This window comes from Actinoplanes italicus, from assembly GCF_003001815.1.
In the GTDB taxonomy this organism is placed as follows: Bacteria; Actinomycetota; Actinomycetes; order Mycobacteriales; family Micromonosporaceae; genus Actinoplanes; species Actinoplanes italicus.
Window position 1 is genome coordinate 94,805 of the sequence record NZ_PVMZ01000004.1, and the last position, 21,323, is coordinate 116,127.

Consider the following 21,323-nt stretch of genomic DNA (forward strand, 5'->3'; position numbering starts at 1 on the left):
GAGATCGAAAGGAACAATCGACGTGGCTCGTGTGGTACCGGCGGTCATCCGCGCTCTGGACATCCTCGAACTGTTCCTGGACCGGCCGGAGATGTCGGCCCGCGAGGTGATCGAGCGGCTCGACCTGCCCCGCACCACCGTGCACGAGCTGCTCGTCACGCTCGTCGAGCGGTCGTACCTGATCCCCGTGCCCGGCCAGCCGGTGCGCTATCGCCTGGGCATGCCCCTGTTCCAGCTCGGCGCCGCGTTCGCCGGCCGGCTCGATCTGGTCCGCGAGGCGCAGATCGTCGCGCGGGACGTGGCCGCGGCCTGTGACGAGGCCGTGCACGTGGCGGTGCTCGACGGGGCCGACGTCGTCTACCTGGTCAAGGTCGACAGTACGCACCCGGTGCGGATGGTGTCGGCGGTCGGGCGGCGTCTCCCGGCCCACTGCACGGCGGTCGGCAAGATCCTGCTGTCCGGCCTGCGCCGGGCCGAGCTCGACGCCGTGCTGACCAAAGGTCCGCTCGCCGGCATGACGCCGGAGAGCATCACCGACCCGGAGCGCCTGCGGGCGCATCTCGAGCAGGTCCGGACCGCGGGGCTCGCGGTCGACATGGGTGAGTCCGACTCGGCCATGCGCTGTGTCGCCGCGGCCGTCCGGGACCATTCGGGAGCCATGGTCGCCGCGATGAGCGTCTCGGCGCCGATCATCCGCTGGACCCCGCAGGTGCAGCCCGTCTGGACCGAACTGGTGCGCGACGGCGCGGCCGGTTTGTCCGCCCGGATGGGATATCAGGCGCAGCGCCGTTAACCGGCCGGAAAACATTGACACCCCTCTCGGTTCTGTCCTAGCGTCGCGTCCACTCGGTTCGGTATATCGAACCACGTCCGAAATTTCGAACACAAGGGAGAGCGCGATGGAACAGAATCCGGTGTGGTCCCGGCGCGGATTCCTGGGGATGGGGGTGGGGGTGCTCGGTGCGGCCGGTCTGGCCGCGTGCGGCGCCGACTCCAGCTCGCCGCCCAAAGCGGTGGCGGAGGTTCCACAGGATCTCATCGATGCCGCGGCGGCGATGAAGGGCTCCGCGATGGGCATGCTGTCGCAGAAGCTCTACTCCACCGCGGCGAACGAACAGCTCGACGCCTCGATCCGCAAGTTCGCCGACGCCACCGGCACGAAGATCGAGAACAGCCTCGTCCAGGCCGACGCCGGCGACGTGGTCGCCAAGATCCACGCCGAGGTCGAGGGCGGGGTGGCCCGTGACCTGGCGTTCATGACCGACTCGCGGTTCGTCGCGCAGTTCCACGCCCTCGGTGACCTGGAGGACGTGACCGACATCGTCACGGCGCTCACCGCCAAGTACGGCGAGCCCTGCGCCGAGGCCAAGAACTTCTGCGTGTTCGACGGCAAGTGGTTCGCCATCCCGTACCACTTCATCGGGATCGGATCCTTCCTGCGCAAGGACTGGATGCAGGAGAAGGGAATCGCGCCGAAGGACGTCTACACCTGGGAGGAGCTGCGCGACGTCTGCCTGTCGATCTCCGACCCGGGCAAGCGGCGGTTCGGCTGGGGCATGACCGTCAACCGCTCCGGTGACGGCAACGGCATGATCGAGGCGCTGATCAACTCCTACGGCGGCGCGATCGCCTCGAACGACGGCAAGAAGGTCACCTTCGACACGCCCGAGACGGTCCAGGCGGTCACGTTCCTCGGCGACATCTACACCAACCCGAAGTACAAGCCGATGCTCCCGCCCGGCGTCGACAGCTGGACCGACACCAGCAACAACGAGAACTGGCTGGCCGGCGTGCTGGGCTACACGCGCAACAGCTTCAGCGTCTACGCCGATTCCAAGACCAAGAAGAATCCGGTGTACGGGAACACGCACGTCTTCTCCGACTGCATCGGCCCGGCCACCGACAAGTCGCTGCTGCTCGGCCAGTCGCAGGGCTTCGTGGTCTTCAAGGGAGCGAAGAACCCCGCCCTGGCCAAGCTCGTGGCGCAGTACCTGGTCACCGCGCCCGCCCTGGTCGGCGTGGCGAAGGAGGCGCCGGGCCTGGCGATGCCGGCGTGGGAGAAGGTCTGGGACGCCGACCCGTTCTTCGCCAGTGGCGACCCCGCGTTCCCGATGCTGCGCAACATGTCCCAGCAGCCGCTGCCGCTGCCCACCAAGAACGGCCTGTCCTTCCCGCAGAAGGCCAGTGCAGGGCAGCAGGCCGTGGTCGCGGCCTACGTGCTCACCGACATGATGCAGCAGGTCGTGCAGGGGACTGCTCCGGCGCAGGCGGTCACCGCCGCCCACGCCAAGATGGTGCAGATCTTCTCCCAGCAGGGGCTGCCGCAGTGAGTTCGGTCCGGACCCCACCGGCCCCGGCGCCGACGGCCCCCTCGCCGCCGGGACCGGGCTCGCTCACGCCGGTCCAGCGGCGGCTCGGCCGCGACTGGCGTCTCGCGGTGGTGTTCCTGGCGCCCACCGCCGTGCTGGTCGGCGTGCTGGTGCTCCTGCCGATCGTCCAGTCGATGATCACCAGCACCACCGAGCGCCACGGGGCCGAGAGTGTCTTCGTCGGTCTCGACAACTACCTGTCGCTGCCCGGGGACCAGCAGTTCCGTACCGGCGTGAAGAACTCCTTCGTCTTCACCGCCTATGCCGAGATCTTCAAGGTCGTCCTGGGACTGGCCGCGGCCCTGCTCCTGCACCGGATGCGTCGTGGGCGGGCGCTGCTGACCGGCCTGCTGCTGGTGCCGTGGGTGGTGCCGACGGTGGTGACCGCGTTCAGCTGGCGCGCCCTGCTCGACCCGATCTTCGGCAGCGTCAACACCCTGCTCACCGACTCGGGGATCGGCCCGCTGCTGGCGAGCCTGCATCTGGTCGACAGCTGGCCGGCGGGCTGGCTGTCCGACCCGGCGCTGGCCATGCCGTCGGTGATCCTGGTCAACGTGTGGAAGGGGGTCCCGTTCTTCACCGTCTGCTTCCTCGCCGGGCTCAAGGCCATCCCGGCCGAGCACTACGAGGCCGCCACCATCGACGGCGCCTCCACCTGGCAGCAGTTCCGGCACGTCACGCTGCCCGGACTGCGTCACGTGATCACGGTGACGGTCACCCTGTCGTCGATCTGGACGTTCAACAACTTCGACCTCATCTGGCTGCTCACCCAGGGCGGCCCGGGTGACGTCACCGCGCCGTACGTGCTGGTGGCCTATTCGAAGGCGATCCTGCAGCTGCAGTACGGCGCCGGAGCGGCCGTCACCCTGGTCATGCTGCCGATCATCGCCGGGCTGGTGTTCGTGCTGGTCCGCCTGCTGCGTCAGGACGCCGACAGCAGGCCGCCACGGTGGACCGGGCCGTCGCGCACGGCGGCGCCCTGGGTCGTCACCGGCCTGTTCACCGTCCTGCTGTTCTGGGCGTCGCCGCAGATCTTCTGGAAGGCCGCGGTGGTTCTCGCGGTGATCGCGCTGATCGTGGCCGGGTTCGCCCGGGTGGTCTCGACGCTGGGGCGGCACGCCTCCGCGGTGGTGACGCGCGTGGGCTCCGGCCTGGCACTGGCCGGTCTGCTCGCTTTCGTACTGGGCCCGATGTACTGGATCTTCGTGACGGCCTTCAAATCGGAGACACAGGTCGTCATGCGCGACAACGACCTGTGGCCGACGCCGTGGACGATCGAGCAGTTCGGAGCCCTCTTCACCAACCAGCCGTTCGGCCGCTGGTATCTCAACACGCTCATGGTGTCGGCGGCGTCCACCACGGTGGCGCTGCTCTGCGCGGCGCTCGGCGGGTACGCGCTGGCCCGGCTGAAGTTCCGCGGCGCGCAGGGTTTCACCGTCACGGTGCTGCTCACGTACGTGATGCCGGGTGCGCTGCTGTTCATCCCGCTGTACCAGCTGCTCATCCAGACGCGGCTCACCGACTCGCTGTGGTCGCTGGCGATCACGTACCCGACGTTCACGCTGCCGTTCGCCACCTGGCTGCTCACCGGCTACTTCGCGTCGATCCCGGTCGACCTGGAGGAGGCGGCGCTCGTCGACGGCAGCACCCGCGTGCAGGCGTTCCGCCGGGTGGTGCTGCCACTGGCCAAACCCGGCCTGCTGGCGGTCGCGCTGTTCACGCTGACCAACGCCTGGAACGAGTTCCTGTTCGCGTTCGTGTTCATCACCAAGGACGAGTACAAGACGCTGCCGGTCGGGATGCAGTCGATGATCGCCGGGGACGTGGTGCCGCAGGGGCAGCTCGCGGCGGCGTCGCTGCTGGTCAGCATCCCGGTGGTGGTCATGTACGCCTTCGGTCAGCGCTTCCTGACCGAAGGGCTCACCGCGGGAGCGGTCAAGGGCTGAACTCGAGGGGATGGGAACCGGGCCGGCGCGGGGTGGACGGGCGCCGGCCCGGTCATCCGCTCAGCGGCGCGGAGCGCCGGCGGCCAGCGCCAGATCCTGCTGCAGGACGTAGTACTGGCTCTTGGGGTTCAGCTGCTCGTCGTAGATCAGGGCGGCGCCCTCCTGCGGGTCGTCGAACCAGCCCGGCACCCACGAGTAGGAGTCACCGAAGCCCCACGGCGTGAACGAGATGCAGGCGCGCACGGCCAGGCAGGCCTTCAGGCTCCGGGACCAATAACTTTCCTGGGCGTACGAGGCGAGCGGGTTCACCGGCGTGTTGACGGCGTCGGCCTGGGTGAAGGTGCGGACGTCCACCTCGGTCAGTGCGACCTTCTGACCCAGCGCGGCGAAGCGCTCCAGGTTGCTCTGCAGGTCGGGGTAGCCGTACTGGGTGGACAGGTGCCCCTGGAAGCCGACGCCGTGGATCGGCACGCGCTGCGCCTTCAGCGACTTGACCAGCTCGTACACCGCGTTGCTCTTCGGGCCGGTGAACTCGAGGTTGTAGTCGTTGTAGAACAGCAGTGCCTTCGGGTCGGCCTGGTGCGCCCAGCGGAACACGTCGGCGATGTAGCCGGTGCCGCCCCACGCCTTGTACCAGATGGTCTCGCGGGGCTGTCCGTTGTCGTCGAACGCCTCGTTGACCACGTCCCACTGCCAGACGTCGCCCTTGAAGTGGCGCAGCTGGGCGAAGACGTGCTTCTTCAGGACGGCCTTCACCTCGTCGTTGGACAGGGTGGTGGTGTAGCCGTCACTGGACAGCCAGGCCGGCAGCTGGTTGTGCCAGAGCAGCGTGTGTCCGCGTACCAGCTGCTTGTTCTTCTTCGCGAAGGCGACCATCTGGTCGGCCTTCTCCCAGGTGTAGGTGCCGCGGACGGCCTCCACCTCGGCCCACTTCATGACGTTCTCCGCGGTGACGCTGGAGAACTGCTCGGCGGTGATCTGCGTGTACTTCTCGTTGCTGCCCAGCTGGTCCATGTTGACGGCGGTGCCGATCTTGAGACCCGTGCGCGCGCCCAGCGCCCGCAGCGAGTCGGCCGGATAGGCCGGGGCCGCGGACGGCCGGTCGGCGACCAGGTCGGGGACCGCCGTGGCGGACCCGACGAAGGCGAGTTGCCCGCCCAGCAGCGCCGCGGCGCTGGTGACGGAGAGGAGGAGCCAGGGACGACCCACGGGGGAACTCCTTGTGGCGAGGACTGAAAGTTTCGGAATTGTTCCGGAAGCGTTGACAGGAATCTATGCGCGCGGAAGCGGCCGGTCAAGACCGGAGATGCGGTGCTTGAACCTGTCTAAAGTGCAGGAATCCAGTACGGGGTGGGCAGCCCCGACGCCGCGACGCGGGCCGTGAACAGCCGGCCGGACAGCGGATGTTTCGCCAGATCGGCGGGGGAGAGGTGCTGGGTGGCGGTGGTGATCACCAGCGTGTCCAGGCCGGGACCGGCGAAGGCAACGCTGGAGGTGTGCGGAGCGTCCACCTCGACGACCGCGAGCAGCTCACCGGCCGCCGAGCGGCACTCGACCCGGCCGCCGCCCCAGACGGCGAGCCACAGGTTCCCGGCGGCGTCCACGCACAGCCCGTCCGGATAGCCGTCGGCGACCGTGAACAGGGTGCTGCGCTCGCCGGCGGGGTAGTCGCGCACGTACACCGTGCGGGACATCGTGTCCACGCTGTAGAACCGGTCGCCGGACGGGCTCCAGGCCAGGCCGTTGGAGAGCGTCAGGTCGTCGTCGATCGTGGTGCAGGCGCCGCCCTCGAAGCGGACCAGCACCTCCCGCTCGTTGCCGAGACTGCCGATCAGGAACCGCCCGGACGGGTCGACGGCACCGTCGTTCAACCGGCCGGGGGAGCCCTCCGGGAGCACGCGCGCGACGGGTGTTCGCCTGCCGTCGCAATGCACCCGGGTGAGCGTCTCGCGTTCGGCGACCAGCAGATCGCCGCCCTCCGTGACCGCCACGGCGCCGACGCTCTGCTCGAACGACCAGGTCCGTACCGGTTCGATGCGGTCGCCGAGCCGGCCCTCGTGAACGTGGCCCGCCATGATGTCGACCCAGAGCAGCCGCCCGCGCGCCGGATCCCACACCGGCCCCTCACCGAGGAAGTAGCCGCTGTCGCTTGCCGGCTCGGCGGTGTATCGCGTGATCATCGGAGCTCCGTGGCGCCGGCCACGATGGCGCGGATGGCCGGCAGGTCGTCGGCGAGCTTGCGGACCGGCATGCGGTAGACGAGGCCACTGATGCTGATCGCGCCGCTCGGCACGGTCGGCGAGGTCAGGTAGGCCGGGACGGCGAAGCAGTTGATCGCGGGCTCGTTCTCCTGGTCGTCGACGGCGTACCCGTCGGCGCGCACCTGTTCGAGCGCGGCGTGCAACTCCCCGGCGTCGCTCGCCGACCGCTCGGTCGGCCGGTCCAGGGGCCGGTCGCCGATCCAGTCACGGACCGCCTGCTCGTCGTGCAGCAGGCCGGCGAGCAGCATCTTGCCGACCGCCGTGCAGTGGGCCGGGTTGCGGCCGCCGACGACCGAGTTGAGCCGGACCGCGCCGACCGCCGGGTCCAGCTTCGACCGGTACACCACCCAGCGGCCGTCCAGCGTGGCGTAGTGGACGGTCTCGCCGTACCGGTCGCACAGCGCCCGCAGGATCGGCATCACCCGGATGTGGTCGGGACGCCGCTCGTGATGTGCGAAGGCCAGCCGCAGGAACTCGTCGCCCAGTACGTACCGGCCGTAGCCGTCCTGATGGGCGAAACCGGCCCGGCGCAGCGAGGCGAGCGCCCGGTGCACCGTCGGCTTGGCGCTGGCGACCGCGCGGGCCATCTCCTCCAGCCCGATGCCGTCGGGGCGCCGGGCCAGCTCGGCCAGCACCGCCAGGACCCGCTCGGCGCCGACCAGCCGGTCCGGCGTCTCGTCGTCCTGCAGCGTCACGATTCCGGATCGTAGACCGATGTTCCGATAAATGAAACCACTGTCATGTCACCTTGATCGATGCCATGGTGAGTCGCGGAGGTGGGGGATGAATCCACGACGCAGCGCGCAGTGGTATGGCGGCGACGACCGCAACAGCTACATCCACCGGGCCTGGATGCGCCGCGGCCTGCCGGCCGACGCGTTCGACGGACGCCCGCACATCGCCATCGCCAACACCGCCTCCGACCTGACGCCCTGCAACGCCCACCTCGACGAGGTCGGCCGCAGCGTCGCCGCCGGCATCCAGCGCGCCGGCGGCATCCCGCACAACCTGCCGGTCGTGTCGATCGGCGAGACACAGGTCCGGCCCACCGCGATGCTGTGGCGCAACATGGCCGCCATGGCGATCGAGGAGATGCTGCGTGCCAACCCGATCGACGGCGTGGTCCTGCTCGGCGGCTGCGACAAGACCATCCCGGCGCTGCTGATGGGCGCCGCCTCGGTCGACCTGCCCGCCGTGGTGGTGCCCGGCGGCCCGATGCTGACCGGCACCTTCCGCGGCGTGCCGCTCGGCTGCGGCACCGACGTGTGGAAGCTGTCCGAGGAGGTCCGGGCCGGCACCCTGAGCAACGCCGAGTTCCAGCGCTCCGAGTCGTCGATGATCAGAAGCAAGGGCCACTGCAACACCATGGGTACGGCCTCGACCATGGGCCTGCTCGCCGAGGTGCTGGGCATGACCCTGCCCGGCGTCGCCGGCACCCCGGCCCCGGACAGCCGCCTGCTCGAGGCCGCCCACGCCACCGGCGTGCTCGCCGTCGAACTGGTCGACGCGGGCCGCCGCCCCAGCGACGTGATGACCCGTGGTTCGTTCCGCAACGCGATCGTCGCGCTCGCCGCCCTGGGCGGCTCCACCAACGCCGTCGTGCACCTGCTCGCGATCGCCGGCCGGCTCGGCGTGGAACTCACCCAGGACGACTTCGACACCGTCGGCGCCGGGGTGCCGCTGCTGGTCGACCTGCTGCCGGCCGGCCGCTTCCTGATGGACGACCTGCACCGCGCCGGCGGCCTGCACGCGGTGCTCGCCGAGGTCCGTGACCTGCTGGACCCGGCCGCGATCACGGTCACCGGCCGCCCCCTGACCGACTACCTGGACACCGCCGCCGTGTACGACCGCGAGGTGATCCGGCCCCGCGCCGAACCGCTGCAGCCGCACGCCGGGATCGCCGTGCTCTACGGCAACCTGGCACCCGGCGGCGCGGTCGTCAAACCCGCCGCCGCGTCACCCCACCTGCTGCGGCACCGCGGCCCGGCCGTCGTCTTCGACTCCGTCGAAGACCTGAACGCCCGCCTCGACGACCCGGATCTGGACGTCACCGCCGACTCGGTGCTGGTCCTGCGCGGCTGCGGTCCGAAGGGCTATCCCGGCATGCCGGAGGTCTCCAACATGCCGCTGCCGGCGAAACTGCTGGAACAGGGCGTACGCGACATGGTCCGCATCTGCGACGGGCGGATGTCGGGCACGGCGTACGGAACAGTGGTCCTGCATGTCGTTCCCGAGGCGGCCGCCGGTGGTCCGCTCGCCAAGGTCCGCACCGGCGACATGATCATCCTCGACATCGCGAGCCGCCGCCTGGACGCCGACGTTCCCGCCGACGAGTGGGCAGCCCGCGAGCCGTCACCGGAGGCGGCGAAGGCGTACGCTGCCCCGCTGCGCGGCTGGGAGCGCCTGTACGTCGACACGGTCGGCCAGGCCGACACCGGCGCCGACTGCGACTTCCTGCTCGGCGCCAGCGGCGACCAGGTCTCCCGCGAGTCCCACTGACCCGCCATCGTGGCTCAGGCGGGCCGGTGGTGAGTGCCGACTCCAGGATCGCCCGGCGCCGCCGGACGTCCTCGCCGCCCGTCGTCCGCCGATCAGCGGTAGCGGGCGACGAAGAAGTCGCCCCAGTAGTACGGATCGGTGGCGGTGGTTCCCGCCGCCACCACCCGGCCGCGGCGATCCAGGGCCAGTGCCGCGAGCTGGGTGCTGCTGGAGCCGAAGTAGGTGGCCAGCACGCCGTCGGTGCCGAAACCCCGGTCGAGTGTGCCGTCACGGTGATAACGCGCCAGGGTGAACGCGCCACCGGCCGCTCCGACCAGCAGCTTGGTGCCCTGTGCCACGACGGCGACGCCGACGGCGTTGTCCATCTCCGTGGTCACCAGGCCGTCGGTCCCGAAGGTGCGATCGAGACTGCCGTCACCCCGGTAGCGGGCGAGCGCGACCGCGGAACTCAGCGGCGAACCGCTGCCTCCCACGGCGAGGATCCGGCCGAGCCGGTCGACGAGCAGGGCGGAGGCGCGGTCGGCTCCGCCGAAGTCGGTGACCACCATGCCGTCACCGCCGAAGCCCGTGTCCAACGTGCCGTCACGGTGGTAGCGGGCGAGGGCGAAGTCTATGCCGTCGGCCGACGTCTCGCCGGCGACGACGAGCTTGCCGTCGGCCTGGAGCACCAGAGCGGCCGCCGAGCTGTTGCCACCGAACCTGGTCACCACCCTGCCGCCGGAGCCGAAGCTGGTGTCGAGCGTGCCGTCGGCGCGGTAGCGGGCCAGCGCGATGTCGTCGCTCACCGGATAGTTCTGGGTGTTCCCGGCGACCACGATCTTGCCGTCGGGCTGCCGGACCATGGCCTTCGCGGTGTCGGACGTACCGCCGAAGTCGGTGCTGACCTTCCCGCCGCTGCCGAAGGCGGGATCCAGAGTGCCGTCGCGCCGGTAGCGGGCCAGGGCGAAGTCGGCGTCACCGGTGTCGTCGGTGAAGGCTCGGCCGGCCGCCACCACGGAGCCGTCCGGCTGTCCGGCCACCGCGTAGGCGTCGTCGGATGATCCGAAGAAGTCCGTCGTCACCTTCCCGCCGGAGCCGAAGCCCGGATCGAGGTCACCGTCGGCGGTGTACCGGGTGAGGCCGAAGTCCGTCACACCCACTCCGTCGACGAGCCGCCCGGCCGAACCGGCGACGACCGGCTTGTCGTTTTGCATCAGCAGGGCCAAACCCTCGTCGATGAACCCGGTGAAGTCCGTGCCGGCAGTACCGGCGGTGCCGAAGGAGGGGTCCAGCCCGAACGCGCGGGCCTGCGCGGGAGCCACCCCGGTCAACGCTCCGGCGAGGGACCCGATGGCCAGCACGGCGGCGCCGGTGGACCAGCGGCCGGCCGGCGATCGGGGCGTGCCCATGGTGCGACGTTTGCGGTGGTACATGAGAGATCGCATGGGGTGATGGTTCGCCCGCAGCCGGTAGGCGTCAACGAAGGGTCGGCTACCCCCGTGCGCGGGCGGGGACCGTCAGGGCGCCGGGGCCAGCACCCAGACGACCTCGCACTCGTCGGCTTCGGCGGTGTTCGACCAGGTGTGCGGCTCGCGGCCGGGGAAGGTGAAGGCGTCGCCGGCCCCGAGCTGAACGGTCTCGTCGGAGAGGCGCAGCTCCAGACGGCCGCGGATCACGTAGACGAACTCGACCTCGCAGTCTAAGGTGTACAGCTCGTCGCCTCCGCCGCCACCGGGCTCGACGGTCGAGTGGATCACCTGGAGATGGTTCTGGGTGCCTGGGGTGAGCAGCAGCTCGCTGACCCGGGTGCCGCCGAAGTTGATCGGACGGCCCTCACCGGCACGGACCAGGGACGTGGCCGGCGGTTCGAACAGCTCGCCGACCCGGATGCCGAGCACCTCGCAGATCGCCACGAGTGACGCCACCGACGGGGACACCTCGTCGCGTTCCAGCCTGCTGATGAAGCCCTTATTGAGCGTGGTCGCGTCGGCGACCTGCTGCAGGGTGAGGCCGCGGGCCTGCCGGGCGGCCCGCAGACGGCCGCCGATCGCCGCGCCGGAGGCCGGTGGCTGGGCCACCCGCCGGACCTGGCCAGCCATGCTCAGCCCTCCCACTGCATCGCCACCGCCCGTACCGGCGCCCCGTCTGCATTCTCCAAGGCGATCGGCAGGGAGCAAATCAGGGGGTCCGGGAAGTCGATCAGCTCGAGGTTGCGGAAGTTCTCGCCGATCACGCCGCCGGCCTCGGCGATCAGGTGGTGCACCGGATAGCCGATCGTGGAGGGCGTCTCGTCGATGTTGAGGGCGTCGACACAGAACGTCCGCACGCCCAGGCCGAGCATCCGTTTGCAGGCGTCGGCGTCCAGGTACGGGTGGTCGAAATACGCCTCGGTGCCGTAGAACCGCGACCATCCGGTGCAGATCAGCGCGATCACGCCCGGACCCAGCCCGGCCGGATCGATCATGTCCCAGGTGATGGGGGTGCGGGCGGCCAGTCCTCGGACGTCGAGGACCACGCCCGGACCGGCGAACAGCGACAGGTCGAGTTCGTGCAGGCGCGGCGCGTCGTCGCGGAAGTGGTAGGGCGCGTCGACGTGCGTGCCGGTCTGCGAACCCATCTCGACGTGCAGCAGGTTGAAACCGTCCCTCGGCACGGTGGCATGCACGTTCAGCCGGGGTTCAGGGTCGCCTGGATAAACCTGTGTCCCGGGGCCGACCGGCACGGACAGATCGACGATTCGGCGGACACGCATGTTGTTCCCTTCGGTATCCCCATGAGCAACAGTCGTTGCGTGTGGTGAAACTTACGCCTACTCTCCCCGCATCAGCGTTCCTCCGTGAAGGACATGCGCCATGGCAGACATACAGCGGCCCGCGATCACCGAGGTCGAACAGCACGGCATCGACACCATCCCGGCGGCACACCGGCACTCCCGTCCCCTCGACCTGTTCCGCATCCAGTTCGGCGGGGCGAACACCTTCGCCACCGTCATCCTGGGCACCTTCCCCGTACTCCTCGGCCTCTCGCTCACCGAGGCGATTGCCGCGACCGTCCTCGGCGTCCTGGTCGGATCGGTCTTCCTCGCACCGATGGGCCTGTTCGGACCACTCACCGGCACCAACAACGCGGTCGCCTCAGGCGCGCACTTCGGCGTCCGCGGCCGGATCGTCGGCTCGTTCCTGTCCCTGCTCACCGCCATCGCGTTCTACTCCATCTCGGTCTGGGTCAGCGGCGACGCCGTCGTCGGCGCGCTGGTCCGGCTGGCCGGCGTGCAGGACTCCGACCTGCTGCGCGGTGTCGTCTACGCGATCCTCGGCGCCCTGGTCATCGTCGTGGTGATCTACGGGTACTCGTTCATGCTCCTGGTCAACAAGATCGTGGTCTTCGGCAACACCGCGCTGATCCTGCTCGGCGCCCTCGCCTACAGCGGTGCCCTCGACCTCGGTTACAACCCCGGCCCGGAGGCGTACGCCCTGGGCTCGTTCTGGCCCACGTTCGTGCTCTCCGCGCTGATCGTGATGGGCAACCCGATCTCGTTCGGCGCGTTCCTCGGCGACTGGTCCCGTTACATCCCGGCCGGCACCAAGCCGGTACGCCTGCTCGCCGCCACCTTCGCAGCCCAGCTCGCCACGCTCGTGCCGTTCCTGTTCGGCGTCTTCACCGCCACCCTGGTCGCGGGCGAGGCCGACTACATCGTCGCGCTGATCAACATCTCGCCCGCGTGGTACGCCCTGCTGCTGATCGTCGTCGCGTTCCTCGGCGGACTGTCCACCGGCATCACCTCGCTCTACGGCACCGGGCTCGACTTCTCCTCGGTCTTCCCGCGGCTGAGCCGGGTGCGGGCGTCGCTGTTCATCGGCAGCCTGGCGTTCGTGTTCATCCTCGTCGGGCGCCTCGCGTTCGACCTGCTGGGCAGCGTCAACGCGTTCGTCGGCGCGATCGTCATCTGCACCACCCCGTGGATGGTCATCATGACGATCGGGTATTTCGTCCGGCGCGGCCACTACCGGGAGAAGGACCTGCAGGTGTTCAACCAGGGCCGCACGGGCGGCGCCTACTGGTTCACCGGCGGGGTCAACTGGCGGGGCATGGCCGCCTGGATCCCGGCCGCCATCGCCGGCCTGCTGTTCGCCAACTACCCACCGCTGATCGAGGGCCCGTTCCGCAACGTCGCGGGCGGCGTCGACATCAGCCTGCCGGTGTCGATCGGGACCGCCGCGGTCGTCTACCTCGCGATGATCTTCGCCTTCCCGGAGCCGCGGTACGTGTTCGGCCCCGGCGGCCCGCGCGGCGTACCCACCACCGACGAGCCGATGCCCGAGGTCGTCGACGACCACGCCGCCTCCGCACACCGGGTCAGCGCCCGCGCCACCAACGAGTAGGAGCAATGTCCGTTCCCCGCATCATCCACGACGGTCGCGTCGGCCAGGTCGACGCGACCGTCGTCCCCCGGTTCGCCGGCCCGGCCACGTTCGCCCGGCTGCCCCGCATCGACGAGGTGTCCGACGTCGACGTAGCGGTCCTCGGCGTCCCGTTCGACGCCGGCGTCTCCTACCGTCCCGGCGCCCGGTTCGGCCCCGCGCACGTACGGGAGTCGTCGCGCCTGCTGAGGCCGTACAACCCGGCCGCCGACGTGTCGCCGTTCGCCGGCCAGCAGGTCGCCGACGCGGGCGACCTGGCGGTCAACCCGTTCGCCATCGACGAGGCCATCACACAGATCGAGGCCGGCGCGCGGGCCGTCCTGGAACGCGCCGGCCGCCTGATCACGATCGGCGGCGACCACACCATCGCGCTGCCACTGCTACGGGCCGTCGCCGCACAGCACGGCCCGGTCGCCGTCGTGCACTTCGACGCCCACCTCGACACCTGGGACACCTACTTCGGCGCCGCGCACACGCACGGCACCCCGTTCCGGCGGGCGTCGGAGGAAGGGCTGATCGACCGGTCCGGCTGCCTGCACGTCGGCACCCGGGGCCCGCTCTACTCCAGTCGCGACCTTCACGACGACCGTGAGCTGGGCTTCCACGTCGTACCGAGCGTGGAGATCGACGACCTGGGCGCGCGAGGCATCGCCGAACGCATCCGCGACCGCGTCGGCGACCGCCCCGTCTACCTGTCCATCGACATCGACGTGCTCGACCCGGCGTTCGCACCCGGCACGGGCACACCGGAGGCGGGCGGCATGACCAGCCGGGAGTTGCTCGCGGTGCTGCGCAGTTTCGGTTCGCTGAACCTGGTGGGCGCCGACGTGGTCGAGGTCGCCCCGGCCTACGACCACGCCGAGATCACCGGTATCGCCGCCGCGCACACCGTCTACGAGATCCTGTCCGCCCTCGTTCCCCGCAAGGACTGAGCCACCAGGACCCGGGCCCGACACCAGCCCGAGTCCCGTTCACCCGAGCCCGAAATTCGTCGGCAGGGCCCGGCCCGCTACCACGACCCATACCAGTCAGCAGGAGTCCAGGTCCGTCAGCCGTAGCCGAGCCGCGAAGGTGCCATCGCCGTCTCGTGGCTCAGCTGCGGCCCATTCGAGGTGGCTCAGCTGCGGCTCGTGAATCCGCCACAGGCGGCACCTTGCCGGCCCGAGTGGGCGCCCCGGAGTAGGTGGAGGCGGGGTCTGCACGGCTCTGGACGTCGGCCCAGGTCACGCTGTCTCCCAGCGATCACGCCGGAGTCTCTTGGGCTTCGCCATGACCAGGAAAGATGCAAAATTCACTTCGGATGTGGCCCTGACCTGCGGAGCCTCGGCCGTCAGAATGGCGAAACCGCGAGCCGCAGCTCGACTTTCGCCATTCTGACGCGCTGAACCCGTGATTCCCGGACCGCGTGGTGATTCACGTCCGCCCGCGGGCCGTAGGTCACCACACGAGTCGCCCTGCGCGGGCTGTGTGGTGACCCACGCCCATCCGCGGGCCGTAGGTCACCACACGAACCGTCCTGTCCGGGCTGTGTGGTGACCCACGCCCACCAGCACCGGCGAGCATGTGGCGGTGGGCATTGCCGGCGGCCGGTGTGCGGTCACGGATCGCGTCCTTGACGATCTGTCCCATCGCGATCATCGGGATGTCCACGCGCCGCGCGATGCCGGCGGCGATCTTCTCCGAACAGCTGCCCGGCGGCCCTTGACGGCGATGCGCATCGACGCGCCATACCGAGGCGGCGATCCGGGGACGCGAGACGGGCTGTGATCATCCGGCTGTCGGTGGAGCGAACGGTCGCCGCGGTCCCGGAGTGATGTTGGCGGCTGGGCGCGAACCTGGAGGCCCGCGCCCAGCCGATGGTGGTGTGAAGGACGGTCAGCAGGCTCCGGCGTCGGCCCAGACGGCGGCCACTCCGGGTTCCTCGCCCTGGGTCCACCACTTGGCGGTCCACTTGCGGCCGTTGTGGGAGGCCTGCTGGCTGCCGGTGTAGACCGAGGCCCGGTTCCAGGCGGCGATCGTGCAGGTCACCGGGACGCTCGGTGAGACGCTGGCGCTGGGTGAGACCGAAGCCGACGGTGAGATCGAGGCCGACGGCGATACCGAGGCCGACGGCGATACCGAGGCCGACGGTGACGCGGACGGTGAGCCCCCGCCGCAGGCTCCGGCGTCGGCCCAGACGGCGGCCACGCCCGGCTCGTCGCCCTGGGTCCACCACTTGGCGGTCCACTTGCGGCCGTTGTGGGAGGCCTGCTGGCTGCCGGTGTAGACCGAGGCCCGGTTCCAGGCGGCGACGGTGCAGGCCGCGACGCTGGGGCTGACCGACGTCGACGGCGAGCCGGTGGGACCGGCTCCGGCGCCGCGCGGGTTGTCGGTCGTCAGCGCGTACGACGTACCGCCGAACGTCAGGGTGTAGTTGGACGGCCCGGAGATCGGCAGTTGGTAGACGATCGCCATGTCGATCGTGCCGCCGGCCGGGATGCTCTGGTAGCCGGGCAGCGTGAACGACGCCCGGTGGAAGCTGCCCTTGAGCCCGCCGATGTTGTTGCCGGTGTGGTCGCTGCTGATGATTCTGGTGTTGCCGCCGGACTGGTCACTCATGTTGGCGGGCGCGGCGACCGGGTAGTCGAACTGGAACTCGGCTCCGCCCGGGATGGTGACCGCGGAGTTGTTCCTGATCCGCATCTTCGGGTTGATCGGGTAGTTGTTGTCACCAAGGGCGTACTCGACCAGCTCGATCTTGACGTCGAGGCGCTGGGCCGGCATCGCCCGGGTGGCCTTGACGACGTTCGACTTCGCGGCGGTCTTGAACCTGTCGTAGACCGTGGTGGTGAGGGTGTCGCCCATGACGTACTCGCCCTTGGCACTGTCGAGGCGGTAGTCGCCGGCCAGTTCCCAGATCATGATGCCGCCGAGGCCGCGGTCGACCACGTAGTCGGCCTTGGCCGCGAGGGACTGCTCGTCCTCGGTGGAGAGGAACACCTTCTTCTCGGCGTTCCACAGCCACGGCGCCACGAGCGTCGAGTCGTAGTGCCGGGTGTACGTGCCGGTCAGTCTGTCCTCGGGGTCGGTGGCCGGGGTCAGCCCGTACGAGGCCAGGTAGCTGCCGTTGATCCCGTTCTGCAGGTTCTTGGCGTGCCACATCGGGTTGGAGCCTGCGCCGACCTCCTTGCCGTCCTCCTGGTCGTGCCACAGGTTGTCGATGCCGCGGGCACCGTCACCGCAGGCCGTGGTGCCCTTCGGGCACGTGCCCGTGGCGCGTGCCCGGCCCCACAGGCCTTTGGTGCCGCCGTTCACGTTCTTGTGGCCGCGGGTGTAGTACGGCACGCCGATGTTGATCCGCCCGGCCGCCATGGCGCCACGCATGTACTTGGCCGCCCAGTCGGTGTTGAGGTAGCCGATGCCGCCGTACTGCTGCGCCGAGTAGACACTGGCCGCGGCCAGTTCCGCGTCCTTGCCGTCGTCGAACAGGGCCGCGTTCGGGCCGACGTACTCGTTCCAGGCGCCGTGCAGGTCGTACGACATGACGTTGACGTAGTCGAGGTACTGCAGCGAGTTGAAGTTCTCCATGCCGCGCAGCAGGTAGCCCGACGACGGCGACGCGATCGTGAGCATGTAGTACTTCTGGTCCCGCGCCGAGGCGGCGTCGAGCTTCTCGCGCAGGGTCTTCATGAGCGCGTTGTAGCTGCGGTTCAGGCCGGCCCGCCGCGCGTTGCTGATCGCGAAGTCGTCGGGGTGGCCGGCGTCCTTCATCGAGCTCGGGTACTCGTAGTCGATGTCGACGCCGTTGAAGCCGTACGTCCGGATGAAGTCGACCGCGGAGTCGGCGAACGTGTTGATGCCGGCCTGGTTGACCGAGCCGTCGGCGTTGGTGGTCATCGTGTAGAAGCCGCCGCTGCCGACGCGGGCGCCGGACGCGTCGAAGTAGCCGCCGGTCTCCGCCCAGCCGCCGATCGAGATCAGCGTCTTGACGTCCGGGTGCTGCTTCTTGAACTTGGTGAGCTGGTTGAAGTGGCCCTGGTACGAAACCGCCGGGTCCATCTCGGCGCCGGCCACGCCGGGCCAGGTCAAGCCGGTGGCCGCGTTGTCGACGGCAACCTTGTTCCGGCCGTCGATGTGCGCGAACGCGTAGTTGATGTGGGTGATCTTCTGCCAGGGGATGTCCTTGGCCAGGTAGGACGGCTGGCCGTTGGCGCCGGTGCGCCAGCCGGTGAAGTAGCCGATGATGCGCCTGCCGTGGTCGGCGCCGAGCGTCTCGCGGCCGTCGGTGTCGTACGCCAGGCAGTACGGCGTGTCGACACCGGCGGTCGGCGTCATGCCGTCCGGACGGCAGGCGCTGTGGTCGGTGGCGGCGGCGTCGGAGTTCAAAGGGAGCCCGACGATCGCGGCCGCGGTCGCGACGAGCGCGGCGGCGATCACCGAGGATCTGGTCAGAGTTCGACGAACCAGCAAGGAGCTTCTCCAAGGTCCGAGGAGTGAGGTGCGTAACTGCCGCCTAATATTAAGTAAACTTTCCAGTTAGTAAAGGGCTACGGAGTGACAGCGATGTTCGTGAGCCCGCCCGTCGCCCGGGTCACCGTGTTCGACGCGTGCACGACGTTCAGATTTCCGGCGCACTTCGAAGTGGACGTCACGTTGATCGCCCACTTCCCGACACCGCCCAGGTCGGAAACGTTGCCGCGCCACACGTTGCCGCAGCCCGAACCGGCCGTCGGGTTGTGGGTCTCGTAGCCGTTGGCGAACGTGCCCGGCGTACCGAAGGATCCGGTGTTGTCCTCGATCAGATAGTCGCTGCCCTTGGCGTCCACCCACGAGTCGGCCGAGTTCTGCCCGGCGATCCCGCGGCCGTCGAACGTGTTGCCGCGCAGTACACCACCGGACGTGCCCTCCTTGATGTCGACGTGCTCGGCCGCGACGCCGGGGCCGATCCAGTTGCCGAGCACGCTGACGCGGTCCGAGGCGTCCATGCCGCCGGAGTTGCCGTAACACGACCAGTTCGAGTTCGCCGAACCCAGGTACACGCCTTCGCCGTACGCCGGTTGGGTCAGTCCGGTGTTGAAGATCCGCGAGTTGCGGAGCACGCCGTCGGACGAGGAGCGGCGGAAATGCACGCCCTCGTCACCGATGTCACGCACCTGGACGCCGTCGATCGTGACGAACGGCGATGCGTCGATCATGATGCCCTTCCTGGCGCCGGCCACCGTGAAGCCGGTGAGGTGCCAGTGCGCGGCGCCGTACAGCCAGAAGCCGTAGCCGGGATCGAAGCCCTCCGCCGGGACGGAGCAGCCGGGGTTGGTGCCGGAGGAGTCCGGGTTGGTGAGGATCGCGGTGGGCGGTCCGGTCACGGTGATCGGCGCTGACGCGATTGCTGTGGTACGGGCGACGAAGGCGCCGTGGTAGGTGCCGGGCGCGAGGCGGATCGTCTGCCCCGGAGTGGCGGCGGCGAGGGCGGCGCTCAGTTGGGCGGCGGTGCTGACGTCGACGATCGGTCCGGCCGGAGGCGTGCTGGTCGGCGGGGTGCTCGGGGCCGGCGGCGTCGTCGTCGGCGGCGGGGTGCCCGGCGTGGCGTCCGAGCAGGGTGCGCCGTTGAGCGTGCAGTTGCTCGGGAGGCCACCGTTCACCGCGTTGAAGCCGAAGCTCACCGTCGCGCCCGGTGCGACCGTGCCGTTCCAGCCCAGGTTCGTGAACCGGTAGTGATTGCCGTTGGCGGTCATCGTCGCACTCCAGGCCCTGCTCACCGTGGTCCCGGCCGGGAGATCGAACTCGACGGTCCACCCGCTCGCGGCGGCGTCGCCGGAGTTGGCGATGACGACGTCCGCCCCGTATCCGGTGTTCCACACCGAGGTCTGCGTGACGGTCGCGGTCAGGCGTGCGGTGGCGGCGAAGGCTTGTGGCGCGATGGTGGCCAGCAGGACCGTGGCTGCCGCGCCGAGCAGCAGGGAGCGAACACGAGGCATTTAGTAAGTTGACTTAACAGATCGCCGGATGTCAACGGATCGCTGCCGCTCCCGTCCGGTACGTCAGGCGGCGGCCTGGCCGGGGACGTCCGAGGCGGGCCGGCGCCTGCCGATGCGGAGCCGGGAGACGCCGGCCGACATGAGCACGGCCGCCACGTCCGGAGTGCAGTTGTCGAAAAGGACCGTCACGTGCCGGGCGTCGCCGACATGGCAGGCGGCGGCCAGCGCGCCGAGGCTGAGCGGGCCGAGCTCGACCACGTCGGCCAGATCGAGGACCAGGCGTAGTGGCCGGACCTGCCGGATGGCACGGATCAGAGCGTGCCGCAACTGGCAGGCGTCGTCGTCCGCGAGCAGGGCGTGCGGGTGGAGGACGAGAGTGCCGTCGGGGACGGTGACGACTTCGAGCGTGCTGGCGGCCATGACGGAAACCTCCAGTCACCCGGCTGTTCCCGGGTCGTCAACGCTAGGTCCTCCAGCCGTACTCGTCGAGACGTCAACCGGCTCTTTCACCTGGGCCTTAGGGAATTCACAGGTTCGAGCTGCGCAGTGTCACCCGACCGGTCGTGGTGCGTGAAAAACGACAGCGCCCGAACGGGGAGCGGCGCCCGCTCGAGGGTGTGAGCGGGCGCCGCCGGGGGGTGGGAACAGGGATCAGATCTTGCCGGTGCCGGCTCCGGCGACCACCGTCGCCTTGACCGTGTTGTTGGCCTGCGGGGTGTACGAGTAGGGGATCGCCGCGACGCTGGCGCCGTTGCGGACCTGCTCGGTGCCGGAGTTGACCTTGTAGTTGTTGAGCACCTTCACGTTGCCCTGGGCCGAGTCACCGGTCTGGGTGACGGTCGGGCTGCCGACGTTCTCGAAGTAGTTGCGCTCGACGAAGACGCCGGCGTTCTCGGTGCTCGCCACACCGTACGAGCCGATGTTGCCGTAGTAGTTGTTGAGCACGTGGACCGGGTTCGCGAAACGGACCCGCGGGTGGCGCTGTCCGGTGCCTTCGAACCAGTTGTGCTTGTACGTCACGCGCAGCTTGCCGATGTCCTGGGAGCCGTTGTCGTCGCTGTGTCCGAGCAGCATCGACTTGTCGTGGTTGTGCAGGCGGTTCCAGGAGACCGTGATGTAGTCCGAGCCGCGCTTGATGTCGATCAGCCCGTCGTAGCCGTTCGACAGATCGTTGTGGTCGATCCAGATGTTGGTGCTGCCCTCCTGGACGTTGATCGAGTCGTCGGCGGCGTTGCGGAACACCAGGTTGCGGATCCGCACGTTCTTGACGCCGGACAGGTTGAGCCCGCCGCCGGTGATACCGCTGCCGGAGCCGACGCCGATGACCGTCTTGTTCGACGCGACGCTGTACATGCCCGAGATGGTGATCAGGCCGGACACCCGGACGGTCTGTGACGTGCCCGAGCTCAGCGCCGACTTGAGGGCGGACGCCGTGGTGACGGTGACGACCGTGGACGTGGAGCCGCCCGGGGTTCCGCCGTTGAGGCTGGCGAAACCGACCGGGCTCGTCTCGGCCGCCCACACCGGCGTCGCGGTGGCGACGGCGAGGCCGCTGGCGGCCAGGACGCCGGCGGAGAGGGCGGAGAGGACGGTTCTCCGTGTGGACATGGGGATCCTCCGTTGGGGGACGGATGCCGCCCGGGGTGGCGGCAATGGGGTGGACGGCGCGAACCTCGCCCTGGGGAATGGCGGTCCGGCGCGCGGCCGGATCGGTGGGTCCGGCCGTACGCTGCAGGTAAGCGCTTTCCTCGGCTGACGGTAAGCGCTGCAATCGAACTATGTCAATGTGTTGTGGGCGCGCTCCCCAGTCAGGTTGCCGACGTGCACGTTCCCTGCGCCGGGCCTCGGGCCTAACGTCCGGGTCACCGCATCCGCAACGTCCGCGATGGATGCC

Annotated in this window: 16 protein-coding genes; 6 read left to right on the top strand and 10 right to left on the bottom strand. The window is 69.5% G+C overall.

All coding sequences use genetic code 11. The annotated features are described in order from the left end of the window. The first annotated feature begins 22 nt into the window (after positions 1-22). From CLV67_RS11625 to CLV67_RS11635, 3 genes are all read left to right on the top strand, one after another. The gene (locus CLV67_RS11625) at positions 23-793 is read left to right on the top strand and encodes an IclR family transcriptional regulator (protein WP_106317359.1); all 771 of its coding nucleotides are present in this window, start codon (positions 23-25) and stop codon (positions 791-793) included. Between the two features lie 106 nt (positions 794-899). Beyond that, complete coding sequence (locus CLV67_RS11630; protein WP_106317361.1) at positions 900-2,330, top strand: extracellular solute-binding protein; 1,431 nt, start codon at positions 900-902, stop codon at positions 2,328-2,330. Beyond that, entirely contained in the window at positions 2,327-4,315 is a 1,989-nt protein-coding gene (locus CLV67_RS11635) for an ABC transporter permease (RefSeq protein WP_106317363.1), read from the top strand. The genes CLV67_RS11630 and CLV67_RS11635 overlap by 4 nt, the downstream gene beginning before the upstream one ends. 60 nt (positions 4,316-4,375) lie before the next feature. On the opposite strand, the gene CLV67_RS11640 is transcribed toward CLV67_RS11635, so the two are convergent. The 3 genes from CLV67_RS11640 to CLV67_RS11650 all read right to left on the bottom strand — a co-directional run bounded on the left by CLV67_RS11640 (position 4,376) and on the right by CLV67_RS11650 (position 7,271). Further along, complete coding sequence (locus tag CLV67_RS11640; protein WP_106317365.1) at positions 4,376-5,524, bottom strand: endo-1,4-beta-xylanase; 1,149 nt, start codon at positions 5,522-5,524, stop codon at positions 4,376-4,378. Between the two features lie 116 nt (positions 5,525-5,640). Continuing rightward, positions 5,641-6,495, bottom strand: a complete 855-nt coding sequence (locus tag CLV67_RS11645; protein WP_106317367.1) for an SMP-30/gluconolactonase/LRE family protein — start codon at positions 6,493-6,495, stop codon at positions 5,641-5,643. Next, positions 6,492-7,271, bottom strand: coding sequence for an IclR family transcriptional regulator (locus CLV67_RS11650; protein WP_239166062.1), 780 nt, complete (start codon positions 7,269-7,271; stop codon positions 6,492-6,494). The genes CLV67_RS11645 and CLV67_RS11650 overlap by 4 nt, the downstream gene beginning before the upstream one ends. An 88-nt stretch (positions 7,272-7,359) precedes the next feature. Here CLV67_RS11650 and CLV67_RS11655 point away from each other — a divergent pair, with 88 nt between their 5' ends. After that, a complete protein-coding gene (locus CLV67_RS11655) occupies positions 7,360-9,075 on the top strand; it encodes an IlvD/Edd family dehydratase (RefSeq protein ID WP_106317369.1) in 1,716 nt (571 codons plus the stop codon). A 92-nt stretch (positions 9,076-9,167) separates the two neighbouring features. On the opposite strand, the gene CLV67_RS11660 is transcribed toward CLV67_RS11655, so the two are convergent. The 3 genes from CLV67_RS11660 to CLV67_RS11670 all read right to left on the bottom strand — a co-directional run bounded on the left by CLV67_RS11660 (position 9,168) and on the right by CLV67_RS11670 (position 11,806). Further along, complete coding sequence (locus tag CLV67_RS11660; RefSeq protein ID WP_106317371.1) at positions 9,168-10,499, bottom strand: NHL repeat-containing protein; 1,332 nt, start codon at positions 10,497-10,499, stop codon at positions 9,168-9,170. A 72-nt stretch (positions 10,500-10,571) separates the two neighbouring features. Next, complete coding sequence (locus CLV67_RS11665) at positions 10,572-11,153, bottom strand: helix-turn-helix domain-containing protein (protein ID WP_106317373.1); 582 nt, start codon at positions 11,151-11,153, stop codon at positions 10,572-10,574. Between the two features lie 2 nt (positions 11,154-11,155). Then, complete coding sequence (locus CLV67_RS11670) at positions 11,156-11,806, bottom strand: cyclase family protein (RefSeq protein WP_106317375.1); 651 nt, start codon at positions 11,804-11,806, stop codon at positions 11,156-11,158. A 100-nt stretch (positions 11,807-11,906) separates the two neighbouring features. Here CLV67_RS11670 and CLV67_RS11675 point away from each other — a divergent pair, with 100 nt between their 5' ends. Next, positions 11,907-13,436 carry a purine-cytosine permease family protein gene (locus CLV67_RS11675; RefSeq protein ID WP_106317377.1) on the top strand — a complete coding sequence of 510 codons (1,530 nt, stop codon included), beginning with the start codon at positions 11,907-11,909 and terminating at the stop codon, positions 13,434-13,436. Positions 13,437-13,441: 5 nt separating this feature from the next. Further along, a complete protein-coding gene (speB, locus tag CLV67_RS11680; protein WP_106317379.1) occupies positions 13,442-14,407 on the top strand; it encodes an agmatinase in 966 nt (321 codons plus the stop codon). 943 nt (positions 14,408-15,350) lie between these two features. Here speB and CLV67_RS11685 read toward each other — a convergent pair. The 4 genes from CLV67_RS11685 to CLV67_RS11700 form a co-directional block, all read right to left on the bottom strand. Further along, entirely contained in the window at positions 15,351-17,924 is a 2,574-nt protein-coding gene (locus CLV67_RS11685) for a chitinase C-terminal domain-containing protein (protein ID WP_249037945.1), read from the bottom strand. A 77-nt stretch (positions 17,925-18,001) separates the two neighbouring features. After that, entirely contained in the window at positions 18,002-19,429 is a 1,428-nt protein-coding gene (locus CLV67_RS11690; RefSeq protein ID WP_106317381.1) for a cellulose-binding domain-containing protein, read from the bottom strand. 63 nt (positions 19,430-19,492) lie between these two features. Continuing rightward, positions 19,493-19,849: an STAS domain-containing protein gene (locus tag CLV67_RS11695; RefSeq protein ID WP_106317383.1), complete on the bottom strand. Its 357-nt coding sequence runs from the start codon at positions 19,847-19,849 to the stop codon at positions 19,493-19,495. A gap of 231 nt (positions 19,850-20,080) precedes the next feature. Beyond that, positions 20,081-21,037 carry a pectate lyase family protein gene (locus CLV67_RS11700; protein WP_106317385.1) on the bottom strand — a complete coding sequence of 319 codons (957 nt, stop codon included), beginning with the start codon at positions 21,035-21,037 and terminating at the stop codon, positions 20,081-20,083. Positions 21,038-21,323 lie beyond the last annotated feature (286 nt).